The organism is Streptomyces ziwulingensis (genome assembly GCF_039542605.1).
Classification (GTDB): domain Bacteria; phylum Actinomycetota; class Actinomycetes; order Streptomycetales; family Streptomycetaceae; genus Streptomyces; species Streptomyces ziwulingensis.
The window spans coordinates 1-14,651 of record NZ_BAABIG010000046.1 but is presented as its reverse complement, the minus strand read 5'-3'; the positions used below and the strand labels follow the sequence as shown (position 1 = coordinate 14,651).

Annotated in this window: 14 protein-coding genes and 2 pseudogenes; 8 read left to right on the top strand and 8 right to left on the bottom strand. The window is 74.4% G+C overall.

Going from position 1 to position 14,651, the window contains the following annotated elements:
• Nucleotides 1-108: 108 nt before the first annotated feature.
• From ABEB00_RS22110 to ABEB00_RS22100, 3 genes are read left to right on the top strand one after another with little or no spacing between them, the layout of a single operon-like run.
• Nucleotides 109-1,467 (top strand): enolase C-terminal domain-like protein, encoded by a 1,359-nt coding sequence (locus tag ABEB00_RS22110; RefSeq protein WP_345621748.1) that lies wholly within the window; start codon nt 109-111, stop codon nt 1,465-1,467.
• Nucleotides 1,464-2,219 (top strand): SDR family NAD(P)-dependent oxidoreductase, encoded by a 756-nt coding sequence (locus ABEB00_RS22105; RefSeq protein ID WP_345621746.1) that lies wholly within the window; start codon nt 1,464-1,466, stop codon nt 2,217-2,219. The genes ABEB00_RS22110 and ABEB00_RS22105 overlap by 4 nt, the downstream gene beginning before the upstream one ends.
• Nucleotides 2,216-3,187 carry an aldo/keto reductase gene (locus ABEB00_RS22100; protein WP_345621745.1) on the top strand — a complete coding sequence of 324 codons (972 nt, stop codon included), beginning with the start codon at nt 2,216-2,218 and terminating at the stop codon, nt 3,185-3,187. The genes ABEB00_RS22105 and ABEB00_RS22100 overlap by 4 nt, the downstream gene beginning before the upstream one ends.
• Nucleotides 3,188-3,196: 9 nt before the next feature.
• On the opposite strand, the gene ABEB00_RS22095 is transcribed toward ABEB00_RS22100, so the two are convergent.
• On the bottom strand, nt 3,197-4,621 hold the full coding sequence (locus ABEB00_RS22095) for a lipase maturation factor family protein (RefSeq protein WP_345621743.1): 1,425 nt from the start codon (nt 4,619-4,621) through the stop codon (nt 3,197-3,199).
• Nucleotides 4,622-4,779: 158 nt separating this feature from the next.
• Here ABEB00_RS22095 and ABEB00_RS22090 point away from each other — a divergent pair, with 158 nt between their 5' ends.
• On the top strand, nt 4,780-6,888 hold the full coding sequence (locus ABEB00_RS22090) for a SpoIIE family protein phosphatase (protein WP_345621742.1): 2,109 nt from the start codon (nt 4,780-4,782) through the stop codon (nt 6,886-6,888).
• Between the two features lie 77 nt (nt 6,889-6,965).
• Nucleotides 6,966-7,829, top strand: coding sequence for an Fpg/Nei family DNA glycosylase (locus tag ABEB00_RS22085; RefSeq protein WP_345621740.1), 864 nt, complete (start codon nt 6,966-6,968; stop codon nt 7,827-7,829).
• Nucleotides 7,830-7,866: 37 nt separating this feature from the next.
• On the opposite strand, the gene ABEB00_RS22080 is transcribed toward ABEB00_RS22085, so the two are convergent.
• From ABEB00_RS22080 to ABEB00_RS22070, 3 genes are all read right to left on the bottom strand, one after another.
• Nucleotides 7,867-8,547: a zf-HC2 domain-containing protein gene (locus ABEB00_RS22080; protein WP_345621739.1), complete on the bottom strand. Its 681-nt coding sequence runs from the start codon at nt 8,545-8,547 to the stop codon at nt 7,867-7,869.
• A 141-nt stretch (nt 8,548-8,688) separates the two neighbouring features.
• Nucleotides 8,689-9,204, bottom strand: coding sequence for a hypothetical protein (locus ABEB00_RS22075; RefSeq protein ID WP_345621737.1), 516 nt, complete (start codon nt 9,202-9,204; stop codon nt 8,689-8,691).
• Between the two features lie 145 nt (nt 9,205-9,349).
• On the bottom strand, nt 9,350-9,892 hold the full coding sequence (locus tag ABEB00_RS22070) for a sigma-70 family RNA polymerase sigma factor (RefSeq protein WP_345621735.1): 543 nt from the start codon (nt 9,890-9,892) through the stop codon (nt 9,350-9,352).
• 233 nt (nt 9,893-10,125) lie between these two features.
• On the opposite strand from ABEB00_RS22070, the pseudogene ABEB00_RS22065 reads away from it, so the two are divergent.
• A pseudogene (locus ABEB00_RS22065) lies at nt 10,126-10,383 on the top strand (CapA family protein); the annotation flags it as partial.
• A 54-nt stretch (nt 10,384-10,437) separates the two neighbouring features.
• On the opposite strand, the gene ABEB00_RS22060 reads toward ABEB00_RS22065, so the two are convergent.
• Entirely contained in the window at nt 10,438-10,902 is a 465-nt protein-coding gene (locus ABEB00_RS22060) for a universal stress protein (protein ID WP_345621734.1), read from the bottom strand.
• 178 nt (nt 10,903-11,080) lie between these two features.
• On the opposite strand from ABEB00_RS22060, the gene ABEB00_RS22055 reads away from it, so the two are divergent.
• Nucleotides 11,081-11,923 carry a polysaccharide deacetylase family protein gene (locus tag ABEB00_RS22055; RefSeq protein WP_345621733.1) on the top strand — a complete coding sequence of 281 codons (843 nt, stop codon included), beginning with the start codon at nt 11,081-11,083 and terminating at the stop codon, nt 11,921-11,923.
• A 31-nt stretch (nt 11,924-11,954) separates the two neighbouring features.
• Here ABEB00_RS22055 and ABEB00_RS22050 read toward each other — a convergent pair whose 3' ends face one another.
• Nucleotides 11,955-12,620, bottom strand: a complete 666-nt coding sequence (locus ABEB00_RS22050) for a class F sortase (protein ID WP_345621731.1) — start codon at nt 12,618-12,620, stop codon at nt 11,955-11,957.
• Nucleotides 12,621-12,996: 376 nt separating this feature from the next.
• On the opposite strand from ABEB00_RS22050, the gene ABEB00_RS22045 reads away from it, so the two are divergent.
• Nucleotides 12,997-13,482: a hypothetical protein gene (locus ABEB00_RS22045; protein ID WP_345621730.1), complete on the top strand. Its 486-nt coding sequence runs from the start codon at nt 12,997-12,999 to the stop codon at nt 13,480-13,482.
• 146 nt (nt 13,483-13,628) lie between these two features.
• Here ABEB00_RS22045 and ABEB00_RS22040 read toward each other — a convergent pair whose 3' ends face one another.
• Both ABEB00_RS22040 and ABEB00_RS22035 read right to left on the bottom strand, forming a co-directional pair.
• The gene (locus ABEB00_RS22040; protein WP_345621729.1) at nt 13,629-14,393 is read right to left on the bottom strand and encodes a bestrophin-like domain; all 765 of its coding nucleotides are present in this window, start codon (nt 14,391-14,393) and stop codon (nt 13,629-13,631) included.
• A gap of 16 nt (nt 14,394-14,409) precedes the next feature.
• A pseudogene (locus ABEB00_RS22035) lies at nt 14,410-14,651 on the bottom strand (hypothetical protein); the annotation flags it as partial.

Below are 14,651 nucleotides of genomic sequence, written 5' to 3'. Positions count from 1 at the left end.
GTTCGCCAACTGGCACATAGCAGACATTACGCGATGCCTGAGGGTGTCGGTGACGTCAAGTGGTCTGATAAATATGCGGGAACTGGTCACTCTTCCCCGAGGAGCCGCGTGCCCGCCACCGACGCCCGCGTCATCGCCGTCGACACCTACGACATCCGGTTCCCCACCTCGCGCGAGCTGGACGGCTCGGACGCGATGAACCCCGACCCGGACTACTCGGCCGCCTACGTCGTGCTGCGCACCGACGCCGAGCAGGCCCCGCGCGGGCACGGCTTCGCCTTCACCATCGGGCGCGGCAACGAGGTGCAGGTCGCCGCGGTCCACGCACTGCGCCCCCATCTCCTCGGGCGGTCCGTCGACGCGCTGTGCGCCGACCCCGGCACGCTCTACCGGGACCTGGTCGGGGACAGCCAACTGCGCTGGCTGGGACCGGAGAAGGGCGTGATGCACATGGCGATCGGCGCGGTCGTCAACGCCGTCTGGGACCTGGCGGCGCGGCGGGCCGGCAAGCCGCTGTGGCGGTTGCTCGCCGACGCCGAGCCCGAGTGGCTGGTCGGCCAGGTCGACTTCCGTCACCTCACCGACGCGCTCACCCCCGACGAGGCCCTGGAACTGCTGCGCCGGGGACGCGCGGGCGCCGCCGCGCGCACCGACCGCCTGCTGGCCACCGGCTACCCCGCCTACACCACCTCCCCGGGCTGGCTCGGCTACGACGACGACAAGCTCACCCGCCTCGCCGTCCGGGCCGTCGCCGACGGCTTCCGGCAGATCAAGCTCAAGGTCGGCGCGGACCTCGACGACGACATCCGGCGCTGCCGCGCCGCCCGCGCCGCGATCGGCCCCGGCGTACGCCTGGCGCTCGACGCCAACCAGCGCTGGGACGTGCCCGAGGCGATCCGCTGGACCAACGCGCTCGCCGAGTTCGACCCGTACTGGATCGAGGAACCCACCAGCCCGGACGACGTGCTCGGCCACGCGGCCGTCCGGTGCGGCGTGGCCCCGGTGAAGGTCGCCACCGGCGAGCACGCCGCCAACCGGATCGTCTTCAAACAGTTCCTCCAGGCCGGCGCCGTCGACATCGTCCAGATCGACGCCACCCGCGTCGCCGGCGTCAACGAGAACCTCGCCGTCCTGCTGCTGGCCGCGAAGTACGGCGTCCCGGTCTGCCCGCACGCCGGCGGCGTCGGCCTGTGCGAACTCGTCCAGCACCTCGCGATGTTCGACTACCTCGCCCTGACCGGCACCACCGAGGACCGGGTCATCGAGTACGTCGACCATCTGCACGACCACTTCCTCGACCCGGTGGTGATCCGCGCGGGCCACTACACCGCGCCCACCGCACCGGGCTTCTCGGCGGCCCTGCGGCCCGAGTCGATCGCCCGCTACACCTACCCCGGCGGCACCTTCTGGACCGCGGACGCAGCCGCGAAGGCAGCCGCCGAGCGGGTGGGAGGGCGGGCGGCATGAGCGACTTCGCGGGCCTGAGGGCCCTGGTGACGGGCGGCGCCGCCGGCATCGGCCGGGCCACCGCCGATCTCCTCGCCGCGCGCGGCGCCGCGGTCGCCGTCCTCGACCTCGACGTCCCGCGCCTGCCGGGGCCGCTCCTCGCCCACCGCGCCGACGTCACCGACGACGCCTCGGTGCGGGCGGCGGTGGACGCCGCCACGACGGCCCTCGGCGGCCTCGACGTCCTGGTCAACAACGCGGGCATCGGCGCGCAGGGCACCGTCGAGGACAACGGCGACGACGAGTGGCACCGGGTCTACGACGTCAACGTGGTCGGCATGGTCCGTACCAGCCGCGCCTGTCTGCCGCACCTGCGCGCCTCGGGCCACGCGGCGATCGTCAACGTCTGCTCGATAGCCGCGACCGCCGGGCTGCCGCAGCGGGCGCTCTACAGCGCCACCAAGGGCGCCGTGCAGGCGCTCACCCTCGCCATGGCCGCCGACCACGTCCGCGAGGGCATCCGCGTCAACTGCGTCAACCCCGGCACCGCGGACACCCCGTGGATCGCCCGGCTGCTCGCCCGCGCCCCCGACCCGGCCGCCGAACGCGCCGCCCTGGCGGCCCGCCAGCCCACCGGCCGGCTGGTCGCCGCCGACGAGGTCGCGGGCGCCATCGCCTATCTGGCCAGCCCGCTCTCCGGCGCCACCACCGGCACCGCACTCGCCGTCGACGGCGGCATGCAGGGCCTGCGGCCGCGTCCGGCGGGCCGGTGAACACGCCCGGCGGCACCGCGGCCGGCCGGCTGGCCTTCGGCGCCGCCGCGCTCGGCAACCTCTTCACCGAGGTCGGCGAGGAGCAGGCGCACCGGGCCGTCACCGCCGCCTGGCAGCGGGGCGTGCGCCACTTCGACACCGCCCCGCACTACGGTCTCGGCCTCTCCGAACGCCGCCTCGGCGCCGCCCTGCGGGACCGGCCCCGCGACTCCTACACCCTCTCCACCAAGGTGGGCCGCCTGCTCGTACCGGCCCCGCCCGGCACCGGCGACGACCGCGCCCACGGTTTCGCCGTGCCGGCCACCCACCGCCGGGTGTGGGACTTCAGCGCCGACGGTGTACGCCGCTCACTGGAGGCCAGCCTCGGCCGGCTCGGCCTGGACCGGGTGGACGCCGTCTACCTGCACGACCCCGACGACCACGCCGAACAGGCGTTCCGGGAGGGCTATCCGGCGCTGGAGAGGCTGCGCGCCGAGGGCGTGGTCCGGGCGATCGGCGCCGGCATGAACCGGACCGGGATGCTGACCCGGTTCGTCCTGGACACCGACGTCGACGTGGTGCTCTGCGCCGGCCGCTACACCCTCCTCGACCAGAGCGCGCTCGACGACCTGCTCCCCGCCGCGCTGGCCCGCGCCACCCGCGTCGTCGTCGGCGGCGTCTTCAACTCCGGCCTGCTGGCCGCCCCCGCGCCCGGGGCGACGTACGACTACACGGCCGCCCCCGCCGGACTGCTGGAGCGCGCCCTGCGGCTGAAGTCCCTCGCCGAGCGCCACGGCACCACGCTGCGGGCCGCCGCCCTCGCCTTCAGCGGCGCGCACCCGGCCGTCGCGAGCGTCCTGGTCGGCGCCCGGTCGGCGGCCGAGGTGCACGACTGCGCCGACCAGCTCGCCGTACCGGTACCCGCCGCGTTCTGGCGGGAGCTGAAGCGGACCGGGCTGCTGCCCGACCACGCGCCGGTCCCCGCCTGACCCGCGTCCTCAGCCGCCGCACCGGCCGGCCAGCCGCGTCGGCGGCAGGTACTCCCGCACCTCGCTCCGCTCCCAGCAGGCACCCGTCTCCCGCAGCTCCCGCCACGTCGTGTACCGGTAGCGGAAGAGGCGGGCCCGGATGTGGCGGGGCGGCGCGTGCGGCGGGAAGGGGGAGCGGCGCAGCAGCCGCAGCGTGTCCCGGTCGTTCTCCAGCAGCCGCTCCACCAGTACGCCGAACCAGGTCCCGGCGTAGGCGGGCGACAGCGCGGCGAACCACATCATCCAGTCCAGCCGCAGATGGTAGGGGGCGAACTGGCGCGGCCAGCGCCGCGGATCACCGGGCTTGCCCTTGAACTCGTACTCCCGCCAGTCCCCGTCCGCGCGCGGCACCTCGTCGGCGGTGCCCTCGATCACCACCTCGTACCGGACGCGGCTGACGCTGCCGAAGGCGCCGTAGCTGTTGACCAGGTGCAGCGGGTCGAAGGAGCGGTTCATCACCTGGCGGCGGGAGAGCATGTTCCGCACCGGGCGACAGCTCAGCGCCACGAGCAGCGCGGCCACCGCGAGGACCACCACCTCGAACCAGCGGGGCGCGGCGGACACCGGCGACGGCGGCGGACCGGCCGGGAACCGGACCGCCGACAGGGCCAGGACGACGGTGAGCCAGTTCAGCCAGGAGAAGTTGCCCGACAGCACCAGCCACAGTTGCGTGACGATCATCAGCGCGGCGGCGGCCGTGGCGACCGGCTGCGGGGTGAACAGCAGGAACGGCACCACGAGCTGGGTGACGTGGTTGGCGGCGGCCTCGACGCGGTGCACGGGGCGCGGCAGACGGTGGAAGAACCAGCTCAGCGGGCCCGGCATCGGCTGGGTCTCGTGGTGGTGGTCCAGGCAGGTCAGCCGCCGCCAGCAGGCGTCGCCGCGCATCTTGATCAGCCCCGCCCCGAACTCCACCCGGAACAGCAGCCAGCGCAGCAGGAACAGCACGACGACCGGTGGCGCCACCTCGTCGTTGCCGAGGAACACGGCGAGGAAGCCGGTCTCCAGCAGCAGCGACTCCCAGCCGAACCCGTACCAGGTCTGCCCGACGTTGACGATCGACAGGTACAGCGCCCAGGGCAGCAGCCACAGCAGCATGCCGCCCCACAGCGGCAGCGCCGAGTCCGCGCCCGCGAGCAGCGCCACCGCCACCGCGCACCCCGTCCAGGCGCAGCCCGCGAAGAGCCGGTCCGAGTAGCGCCACTGGAACAGGCTCGGCGCCCGCCCGAACGGCACCCGCGCCACGAACCGGGGCACCGGCAGCATGCCGCGCTCGCCGATCAGCGCCCGGAACTGGCGGGCGGCCGTCAGGAACGCGACCAGGTACACGGCGGCCAGCGCCTTCTGGCAGACCAGCCGGCTCAGCCACTGATCGGGGGCGGTGAACCACTCCACGGCCGTACGCTCCTTCGCTCGTGCGTGGGACGGAGTGAAGCAGACCTCGGTTTCCGCGCGGTGATCGTCCGCGACCGAGTACGACTGAGTACCACCGATTAGGGCTGACCATAAACGACCGAGTCGAAGAATCGGACAAATCCTGGCAAGGTAGCCCCATGGTTGATCGGGGAGCGAGCGCCCTGTCACTCCCGGACGACTGGCCCGCCCACCCGGAACCGATCCTGGCGCTCAACCGCATGGGCAGCTTCGACTGGGACCTGGAGAGCGGCCTGTTCCACATGGACGCCCAGGCCCACGAGGTCTTCGACCTGCGTCCGGAGGAGTTCGACGGCCGTCCGGAGAGCCTGTCCGCACGCATTCCGCGCGCGGAGGGCCTGCGCCTGGACGCCCTGGTCGCCCAGGCCATCAAGGACGGCAGCGAGAACTACGGCGCCTACTTCCGGCTGCGCTGCCGCGACGGCCACCTGCGCTGGACCCACACCCAGGGCTACATCCGGCGCGACCCGACCGGCCGGCCCCGCCGCATCGTCGGCATCGTCCGCGACGCCACCCGGGAACTGAGCGAGCTGGAGGGCCGCCGCGAGCGGGCGGCCCAGGACGAGGCGCGGCGCCGGCAGACCAGCGTCGTGGAGATCACCACCGCGGCCCTGGCCCACGCCCGCACCGTGGACGACGTCACAGACGTCCTCAGGGACACCAACGGCCTCACCCGCCTGGGCGCCACCAGCCTCGTCATGGGCCTCGTCGAGGCCGGCCGCATCCGGCTGATCTCCGACGGCCCCGAGAACAGCTTCGTCCCCGGCACCCGGATCACCCGGATCGACGAGCCCTACCCGATGAGCGAGGTGGTCCGTACCCTCAGCCCGCGCTTCATCGAGTCGCCGGAGGAGTTCGCCGAGCGCTATCCGCTGCTGTGGCGGCACATCCCGCACCTCGACATCACCTCGGCCGCCTACCTGCCACTGATCGCGCAGGCCCGGCCGATCGGCGCCATGGGCCTGCTCTACAGCGACCGGCGCGGCTTCTCCGCCGAGGACCGCAACGTCCTCGTCGCCCTCGGCAGCAGCATCGCGCAGAGCCTGCAGCGGGCCATGCTCTACGAGCAGGAGATGGACCTCGCCGCGGGGCTGCAGCAGGCCATGCTGCCGCGCACCATCCCCAGCGTGCCCGGCTGCGACGTCGCCGTCCGCTACCGGGCCGCCACCATCGGCGGCACCCTGGGCCGCGACATCGGCGGCGACTGGTACGACCTGATCCCGCTGCCCGGCGCCACCCCCTCCGGGGGAGGCCGGGTCGGCGCGGTCATCGGCGACGTCCAGGGCCACGACACCCACGCCGCCGCGGTCATGGGCCAGTTGCGCATCGTGCTGCGCGCCTACGCCGCCGAGGGCCACACCCCGGCCACCGTGATGGCCCGCGCCTCCGTCTTCCTCCACGAACTCGACACCGACCGCTTCGCCACCTGCCTGTACGCCGAGGCCGACCTGACCACCGGGGTGGTCCAGGTGGTCCGCGCCGGGCACATCGACCCCCTGGTGCGGTACCCGGACGGCACCTGCCGCCGGGTGCCCGTCCAGGGCGGGCTGCCGCTCGGCCTGTCCGCCGAGTTCGGGGGCCTCGCCTATCCCGTGAGCACGCTCGAACTCGACCCGGGCAGCACCCTGGTGCTCTGCACCGACGGCCTGGTCGAGCGGCCCGGCGCCGACCTCGACGACGGCGTCCGGGCCCTCGCCGCCACCGTCGCCGCGGGCCCCGAGGAGGTCCGCGACCTCGCCGGCCTGCTCATCGACGAGGCGGAGCAGCGCGGCGGCGAGGACGACGTGGCGCTGCTCCTGCTGCGCCGCCGCGGCCAGGACGCCGCGCAGCCGGGCGGCCGGCTCCAGCAGCACGTCGCCCCCGGCGACCCCGAGGCCCTCACCGAGGCCCGGCACCTGATCCGGGCCGCCGTCCGGGCCTGGGGCGCCGAGGACCACGGCGACGAGATCGAACTGGTCGCCGACGAACTGATCACCAACGCCCTCATGCACACCGAGGGCGCTGCGATCGTCACCCTCCGGGTCCTCTCCGGCGCCGACCGGCGGCTGCGCGTGGAGGTCGAGGACTCCTCCAGCGCCCTGCCGCGCCGCCGTGAGGCGGGCGACTGTGGCGTCTCGGGGCGGGGCCTGCTGCTGGTCGAGACGCTGACCGAGGTGTGGGGGGTGGAGGCGCGCGGCGGCGGCAAGTGCGTGTGGTCGGAGTTCCTGGTGCCGCACCGGGAGGGGTGAGGGCGGGCGCACCGTCACGCGGGGTGGGGCCGGTGGCCCCGCCTGGCGTTGTCGGTGGCGGGTGGCACCCTGGACGTATGCCCGAACTGCCCGAGGTCGAGGCGCTCAGGGAGTTCCTGACCGAGCACCTCACCGGCCACGAGATCGTCCGCACCCTGCCCGTGGCGATCAGCGTCCTGAAGACCTACGACCCTCCGCTCACCGCCCTCGACGGCCACCGGGTGGCCGCCGTGCACCGGCGCGGCAAGTTCCTCGACGTGGCGACCGAGGGCGGCCCGCATCTGGTCACCCATCTCGCCCGCGCCGGCTGGCTGCACTGGCGGGAGCCGCTGCCCGACGGCCTCCCCCGGCCGGGCAAGGGCCCCCTCGCGCTGCGCGTCGCGCTGGAGACCGGCGCCGGCTTCGACCTGACGGAGGCCGGCACGCAGAAGCGGCTCGCGGTGTACGTCGTGCGCGACCCGCAGGAGGTGCCCGGGGTGGCCCGGCTCGGCCCGGACCCGCTCGCCGACGACTTCGACGAGGCGCGCTTCGCCGCGCTCTTGGACGGCGAGCGGCGCCGGCTCAAGGGCGCGCTGCGCGACCAGGCCCTGATCGCCGGGGTGGGCAACGCCTACAGCGACGAGATCCTGCACGCCGCCCGGATGTCCCCCTTCAAACTGGCCTCGTCGCTCACCCCCGAGGAGACGGCCACGCTGTACACGGCCCTGCGCTCCACCCTCTCCGCGGCCGTCGCCCGTTCCCGGGGGGTGGCGGCGGGCCGGCTGAAGGCCGAGAAGAAGAGCGGCCTGCGCGTGCACGGCCGTACCGGCGAGCCCTGCCCGGTGTGCGGGGACACCGTCCGCGAGGTCGCCTTCAGCGACTCCTCGCTCCAGTACTGCCCGACCTGCCAGACCGGCGGCCGGCCGCTGGCGGACCGGAGGCTGTCCCGGCTGCTGAAGTGACCCCGGGGCGGCCCGCCGGTCCGGCCCGGCGGCCCGGTCAGCCCGCGGGGAGCGTCACGAGGCGTTCCCCGGCGGCCGTCCGCACCTCCCAGCGCGCGATCTCGTGGGGATGCAGGGCCACGCCGCCGCGCACCGTGCTGGGCCGGGCGTCGCGCCGGGGCACGCGCCAGCTCGTGACGGTCTCCTCGGTGCCGTCGCGGCCGACGGCGACCAGCCGGCAGGAGCGGGGGCCCGCCGCGTCCTTGACCTCGACCCGCACGCCACTGCCCCAGGGCGCGTCCTCGGTCGTGACCCGCGCCCACACCCCCGACCGCTCGTCGGCCGCCGCGGTCCGCACCCCCGACCGTTCGTGGGCCGCCGCGGTCCGCACCGCCGGCTCGTCCTGCCGCAGGAGGAGTCCGGTCCCCGGCGCCGCCGCGCACACCAGCGCGGCCGTCACGGCCTGCCAGAGCCTGCGCCGCCCGGCCCGCCGGGCCGCCGCCACCCGGTGCAGCAGGCGGTCCAGCAGTCCGGGACCGGGCCGGGCGAAGGGAGGCACGGCGGGCGGGGTGGCCACCCGGTACAGCGTCAACTGCCGTGCCGGCGGACCGAACTCGGTGACCGCGACGGTGCAGCGGGGGCACTCCATGAGGTGGTCCTCGAACCGGAAGGCGTCCGCCTTGTCCAGCACGCCGAGCGCGTAGGCGCCGGCGTCGCGATGGCTCTCCAGGGACCTCATCTTCGCATCCTCGTGATCCTCGTGATCTGGTGCCGCCGGCCGCGGGCGGGGGGCGTGTCGCCCCCACCCGTACGCGGCGGACCGCGGAATCACTCAAGCGCCCGGCTCCGATTCACGCTCCGGCGTGCTCCGGCGTGCGCCTCAGAAGAGGTGGATGGCGAGATGCCCCAGCGGGAGGCCGAGCTGCCAGGCCGGGGTCCACACCTTCGGGCCCTCGTCCTCGCCGGTCCCCGCGGCGCCGCCGGGCACCGCGTTCAGGTCCGGCGCGAGCAGTTCGGTCTCCTGGAGCCAGCGCCACGCCGCGCGGGCCAGAGCGAGGTCGGGCGCGGGCGCGTCACCGGTGGCCGCCCCGGCCGCGGCCTCGGACAGCCGCTCGCGCACCCAGTCCTGCCACGGCTGGTCGTAGGCGGTGAGCGACAGCCAGGTCTCCAGATGCGAGACGACCTGGATGCCGCTGAGTTCGCCGTCGGTGTCGGACAGGAAGACGGTGAGCGCCAGCGCGTCCCGGCCGGCCCGGAACTCGAAGGACGTCGGCGGCATCAGGTCGCCGCTGCGCAGCAGCTCGTCGGCGATGTACTCGGCGTACAACCACGCCATGGGGACGACCAGTTCGTCCCCGGCGCCGCCCTCCGTGCTCTCGTGACCTCTGTCCAGCATCCCTTCCTGCCTTCCTCCGGTGCGTGCGCGTCGCCCCACCCGGGCCCCGCGAGGGGCCCCGTCCGGAACACGGATGAGGACAGCCGATTACCCCGCGGGGGTCCTCGGCAAGGCGCTTTACGGAGGCTTGACCCAAGCGCCGGTTTCAGTGCAGGTCGGCGGCGTAACCCGGCAACACTCCGCGCAGGGCGCGCAACGCGTAGTACGCGCGGGACTTCACGGTACCGGCCGGAATGCCCAGGGCCGCCGCGGCCTCGGCCACACTCGCCCCGTGGAAGTACACCAGCACCAGGACGTCACGGTGGTGCGGAGTGAGAGTCTTCACAGCCTCCCGGACGTCGAGCGCGGCGGCGGCCCGCTCGGCGTGATCGGCGCAGGCCGGGGCGTTGCGCAGCACCGCGTCGCCGACCTCGGCCGGCCGTGCCTGCCGGGCCCGCCGCGCGTCGATCGCCAGCCGCCGGGCCACGGTGAGCAGCCAGGGCCGTACGGAGTCGAAACCGCCCGCGCGCAGCGCCTCCGGATGCTGCCAGGCGCGGACCAGCGTCTCCTGCGCCAGGTCCTCGGCGCGCTGCCGGTCGCCGTCGCACAGCCGCAGCAGCAGCGCGAAGAGCGGCCGGCCGTGCTCGCGCTGGAGGGCGGCGAGCTCGTGCTCGGCGGTCGTGTGGGTGAGGGTGGTTCCGGCCGTCATGGCCGTATGGCATCGCAGGAGGCGGGCCGGGGGACAGGGCGTGCGCACGGATGTGCGGCGGACGGTCGATCGCGTCGATGAACGGTTCGGTGAACGGTCGCTTCCCCTCCCGCGCGCACGCCGGACGGGCTAATGGGCGTGTCGCGGCGGGCTTCCGAGACGCCCGACTCCCTTACTTATCTGTGTGTAGATCATACTTTTTTGTCCGGGCGTGACCACAGCGGGGTGAACGAATGATCACACGCGGCCGACTGGTGGCCCTGGCCCTGACCGTCGTCCTCAGCGCGGGCGCGGCCTGCCAGGCCCGCGACCACCACCCGCCGCCGGGCCGCCCGGCCCCGCCGCCCGAGGACACCGGCGCCTTCACCCTGGTCGCCTCCGGCGACGTGCCGCCCTACCGCTCGGTCATCGACCGGGCCCGCTTCGACGCCGGTGCCACCGGCCACGACTTCCGCCCGATGCGCGGCAACCGGTCGACCCTCGGCCGGGCGCTCGCGCGGGGCGCGGCCAAGGACGGCCTGCTGACGGGGGAGTAGCGGACGCCGCTACGGCACCACCGTCACCGGCCAGCGGCCCGCCTTCACCAGCCGCACCGCGACGGACCCCACGATCCGGTGCCCGGCCTGCTCGGAGGCGCCCACCACCACGGCGTCCGCCTTCAGCTCGTCGGCCGCCGCGCACAGGCCGCTGTAGGGGTCGCCGCGGAAGGTGTGGAACTCCCAGCGCACCTCGAATATCCCTTTGACGGTCTCGGCCGCCTCCCGGATGTGGGCCACGAGTTCCTCGGCGATCTCGTCGGTCGTCTCCGCGACCGGCGCCCCGAGCGCCGCGCCCCCCGCCAGCATCGGCTGTACGTACACGACGGCGAGCAGCGCCCGCTGCCGTCGCGCGAGGCCCCCGGCGTAGGCCGCGGCCCGTAGCGAGGAGTCGGACCCGTCCACGCCGACCACGATGACCTTCGGGCCGTCCGTGCCGCGCTCGAACTGAGAGCTGTGCTGCTGTTCCGTCACGCGGCGAGGTTATCGGCCCCGCGCCGGCCACCGGCTTCGGGGCACCCGGAGACCTGCGGCGGGACCCGGCCCGGCCGGCCCCGCGGCCGCGGCAGCCGCTGCGCCGGGCGGGTGGATTCGTGCCGCCGCTCCGGTGCTGTACTGGTGCGCCCGTCCGCCACCGGGCGACTGATGAGTCATGAAGAAGGATCAGTTGCTCACGCGGCGCCGCGCGCTGCTGGCCGACGCCGCCGCCGCGGGCGCGGCCTCGACCGCCGGCGTGCTCGGCGCGCTCGACGGGACCGACCCGGTACCGGTCCCCGCCGCCGCTCCCGCCCCGGGCCCCCCGGCGCGCCGCGCGCTCCGGCCCTCCGCCTACCGGCTCCAGCCCCTGACCGGCTACGGTCCGCCGCGGGCCTCCCTCGCGCGGACCCCGGTCCGCCGCGAGCCGCTCCTGAGCGTCTCCGGACGCGGCCGCACCATGGTGCTGACCTTCGACGACGGACCCGACCCCCGCTACACCCCCGACATCCTCGACACCCTGGCCGCCTACGAGGTGCGCGCGATGTTCTTCGTGTGCGGGGAGATGGCCGACGACAACCGGGACCTGCTGGCCCGGATGGCCGACGACGGACATGTGGTCGGCAACCACACCTGGTCCCACCCGCTGCTGACCGGCCTGTCCCGGCGCCGCATCCGCACCGAGATGGAACGCACCTGCGAGGTCGTCGACGCGGCGTACGGGGAGCCGCCCCGGTGGTTCAGGGCACCGTACGGGGCGTGGAACCGGGCCGCCTTCCAGCTCGGCGCGGAACTCGGCATGGAGCCGCTCGCCTGGACCGTCGACACCCTGGACTGGACCGCCCCCGGCACCCGCACCATCGTCGGCCGGGTCGAGGACGGCGCCGCCCCCGGCGTCGTGGTGCTCTCGCACGACGCCGGGGGCGACCGTTCGCAGAGCGTGCGTGCCCTGCGTTCCTATCTGCCGCGGCTCCTGGACTCCGGCTACCACCTCACCGTGCCCCGGCGGCAGCCCGCCTGAGCGACGTCCCCCGCCCGGCCGGGCGACCGCTTCAGCGGATCTCGGTCAGGCGGGCGAAGGCGACGACGTTCCCCGCGTAACCGTTCTGCTTGGAGAATCCGCCGCCGCAGGTGATGACGCGCAGTTCGGGACCGCCCTTGGAGGCGTACACCCGGTCGCCGGGGAAATCGTCCTTCTCGAAGACCTCGATGCCGTAGATCTCGAACACCGCGGTCTTTCCGTCCTCGCGGTCGATCTCCACCCCGTTCCCCGGTTTCAGGGCGCCGAGGCCGTAGAAGACGGCGGGCCCCTGCTTGTTGTCGACATGGCCGACCACGACCGCCGTGCCCTTCTCGCCGGGGGAGACCGCGCCGGTGAACCAGCCCGCCAGATTCGAGTCCTCCGGCGGCGGCGCCCCGACCCAGCCGTCCGCGTCCAGGCCCACCGGCATCATCGGCGCGTCGACCTGGATGCCGTCGATCCGGACCCGGCCGGGTACCGCGTACGGCAGCGGACGGGGGACCTGCACGGCCTCACCCACCTCGGCGCGGCGGCTGTCCGCGGCCGCGGCGGCGGCGGGCTGCGGCGGCCCCACGTCGAACTCCCCCGAACCGTTGCGAATGAGCGCGAGGCCGGTCAGCAGCACCAGCGCTATCACGCCCCAGGGAGCACGCTTGTGCCGCCGCTCCTCCTCGTCGGCCAGCTCGGACGCAGACATTCGACATCCCCTCTCGACACGGCCGTCGCCCTGTCAGTCGCGCATACGCAGCACGGTAGGTGCCGCCCGCCCGACCGGCGACGGGGCGGAAGCGAACGGGTGGCCCGCACGGTGGCCGCACGCCCCCGGGACTCCTGCCGCGCCTGTGCCGCGCCCCTGCCGTGCGCCATCCGGGGCGGGGCCGTCAGGAATTCTCTGACACTCCGTGACCTGCGGTGATGTCCACTCCCGCGGTTCCGGTGCGGTGAATGGGCTCACCAGGACGGACCATCGCCGAAATGCGGCCGCCGCCACCCCAACTGAGGGTCGTACCGGGAGGCGCTTTCTCGCCGATCGACCGGGGACGGGTCCCGGGGCGCCTTCCGCGGAGGATCACATGCGTACCTCTCGTGCCCTGGCGGTCACAGGTGCCGCCGTAGCTGTCCTCGGGCTCGCCGCCCCCACGGCCTCCGCCTGGGACACGCCGAGCAACATCGTCGCCCTGCCCAGCGTCATCTCGCGCGGCGGCCAGATGACCGTCACGGTCGACGGCTGCCCGAACGGCGGCACGATGACCTCCCGGGCTTTCTCGACGACCCATCTGACGCCGGTCAGGGGTGCCAACGAGACCTCGAAGGGCGTCGCGACGATCCACCACAACGCCTCGCCGGGCTCGTACGACATCACCGTCAACTGCTCGGGCCGGACGCTGACCCGGCCGGCCGCCTTCACCGTCATCGGCGGTGTCCGCGGCGGTCTCGGCGGCAGCAGCTCCAGCGGGGCCACCCCGGCCGACATCGCGATCGGCGGCGGACTCGTGGCGGCGGCCGTCGCCGGCGGCGGGCTGTTCTGGATGCGCCGCCGGGCCGAGCGGCGCGTCTGAGGCCCACCGGAACGCGGGGCACGGGACCCGGCACGCGCGGGGCGTCGCCCCGGACCCCCTGAGGCAGGGGGTCCGGGGCGACGCCCCGCGAGGTCATCCGCCGTGCCGACCGCGCCGCCGGCGAGCGTCGGGCCGCCGGGGAACCGTCAGTCCTTGACGCCCGGGAAGAGGTTGAGGAAGGGGTCCGTGGACGCGCCCAGGCCCCGGCTGTAGGGCGAGTCGAAGTCCCAGATGAGGAAGAGGAGGAAGGCGATCAGCGCGGAGAACAGCCCGGCGAGGATCAACTCCCGGGGCGTGCGGCGGATCTGCAGGGCGAAGATCATGCCGATGGTGACGGCGCCGCCGATGATGAGGCCGAACCACACCACGCCCGGCATGGTCGCCCCGGTGGACTCCGCACGCGAGGTGCGGGCCTGGTCGGCCGCGGCCACCTGGTCGACGAGGGGCTGGTACGCCTGGGCCTCGAAGTCCGACCGCGGTTCGTAGTCGGTGACGTCGGCGCGGACGCGGTCGAGGAGCACCGTGCCGCGCTCGGTGACCTCCCCGCTCTCGTGCATCACCTTCCACTCGGTGGTGACGACGTGTCCGACATAGGCATTGACATCGTCCCGAATCCGCTCCCGGATCTCGGGCGGGTAGACCCGGACCCGTTCCGAGATCTCGTGCAGCGCGACCGCCTCGGTCTGCACCTGGTCCTGGGCGGCGCTGCGCGCCTCCCAGACACCGGCGATCGCCAGACCCAGGACGATGGCGTACACCACGCCGATCCACATCGTCATGTACTCGATGACGTCCGGCGTCTCGGTGATGTCCTCGTCCGCCGCGGCTCTGCGGTGCCGTACGAGAGTGATGACGACCACGACGGCACACGCGGCCAGCATCGCGAGGGTGAGAACAAGCCATTCCGGCAAGGGGAGCCTCCAGGGATCAGCGGGGGCGCAGCGCGACGACGGCGACCAGTGCGGGAACCGTGATGAGCAGCACGAAGACGAGGGGGGAGGGGGCGCGGCTCGGCCTGCGGGGGCGCGGCGGGGAGCTGCGGTAGCGGGGGTAGTGCACCGGCGTCAGCGACGGACGGGGCGTGGGGCCGGCCGGCGGGGGCGCCGGGGCGGGCGGAGCGGGTGCCGGGGCGGCGCTCCGCGTCGGCGTGGGGGTCGGGGTGGGCGTCG

What these genes read in the sequence shown, in the direction of transcription:
- ABEB00_RS22085 (WP_345621740.1), top strand. Translation starts at nt 6,966, where the DNA reads ATGCCCGAACTGCCCGAGGTCGAGGCGCTCAGGGAGTTCCTGACCGAG.
- ABEB00_RS22070 (WP_345621735.1), bottom strand. Translation starts at nt 9,892, where the DNA reads ATGACGGCCGGAACCACCCTCACCCACACGACCGCCGAGCACGAGCTC.
- ABEB00_RS22075 (WP_345621737.1), bottom strand. Translation starts at nt 9,204, where the DNA reads ATGCTGGACAGAGGTCACGAGAGCACGGAGGGCGGCGCCGGGGACGAA.
- ABEB00_RS22105 (WP_345621746.1), top strand. Translation starts at nt 1,464, where the DNA reads ATGAGCGACTTCGCGGGCCTGAGGGCCCTGGTGACGGGCGGCGCCGCC.
- ABEB00_RS22050 (WP_345621731.1), bottom strand. Translation starts at nt 12,620, where the DNA reads ATGTCTGCGTCCGAGCTGGCCGACGAGGAGGAGCGGCGGCACAAGCGT.
- ABEB00_RS22055 (WP_345621733.1), top strand. Translation starts at nt 11,081, where the DNA reads ATGAAGAAGGATCAGTTGCTCACGCGGCGCCGCGCGCTGCTGGCCGAC.
- ABEB00_RS22045 (WP_345621730.1), top strand. Translation starts at nt 12,997, where the DNA reads ATGCGTACCTCTCGTGCCCTGGCGGTCACAGGTGCCGCCGTAGCTGTC.
- ABEB00_RS22080 (WP_345621739.1), bottom strand. Translation starts at nt 8,547, where the DNA reads ATGAGGTCCCTGGAGAGCCATCGCGACGCCGGCGCCTACGCGCTCGGC.
- ABEB00_RS22090 (WP_345621742.1), top strand. Translation starts at nt 4,780, where the DNA reads ATGGTTGATCGGGGAGCGAGCGCCCTGTCACTCCCGGACGACTGGCCC.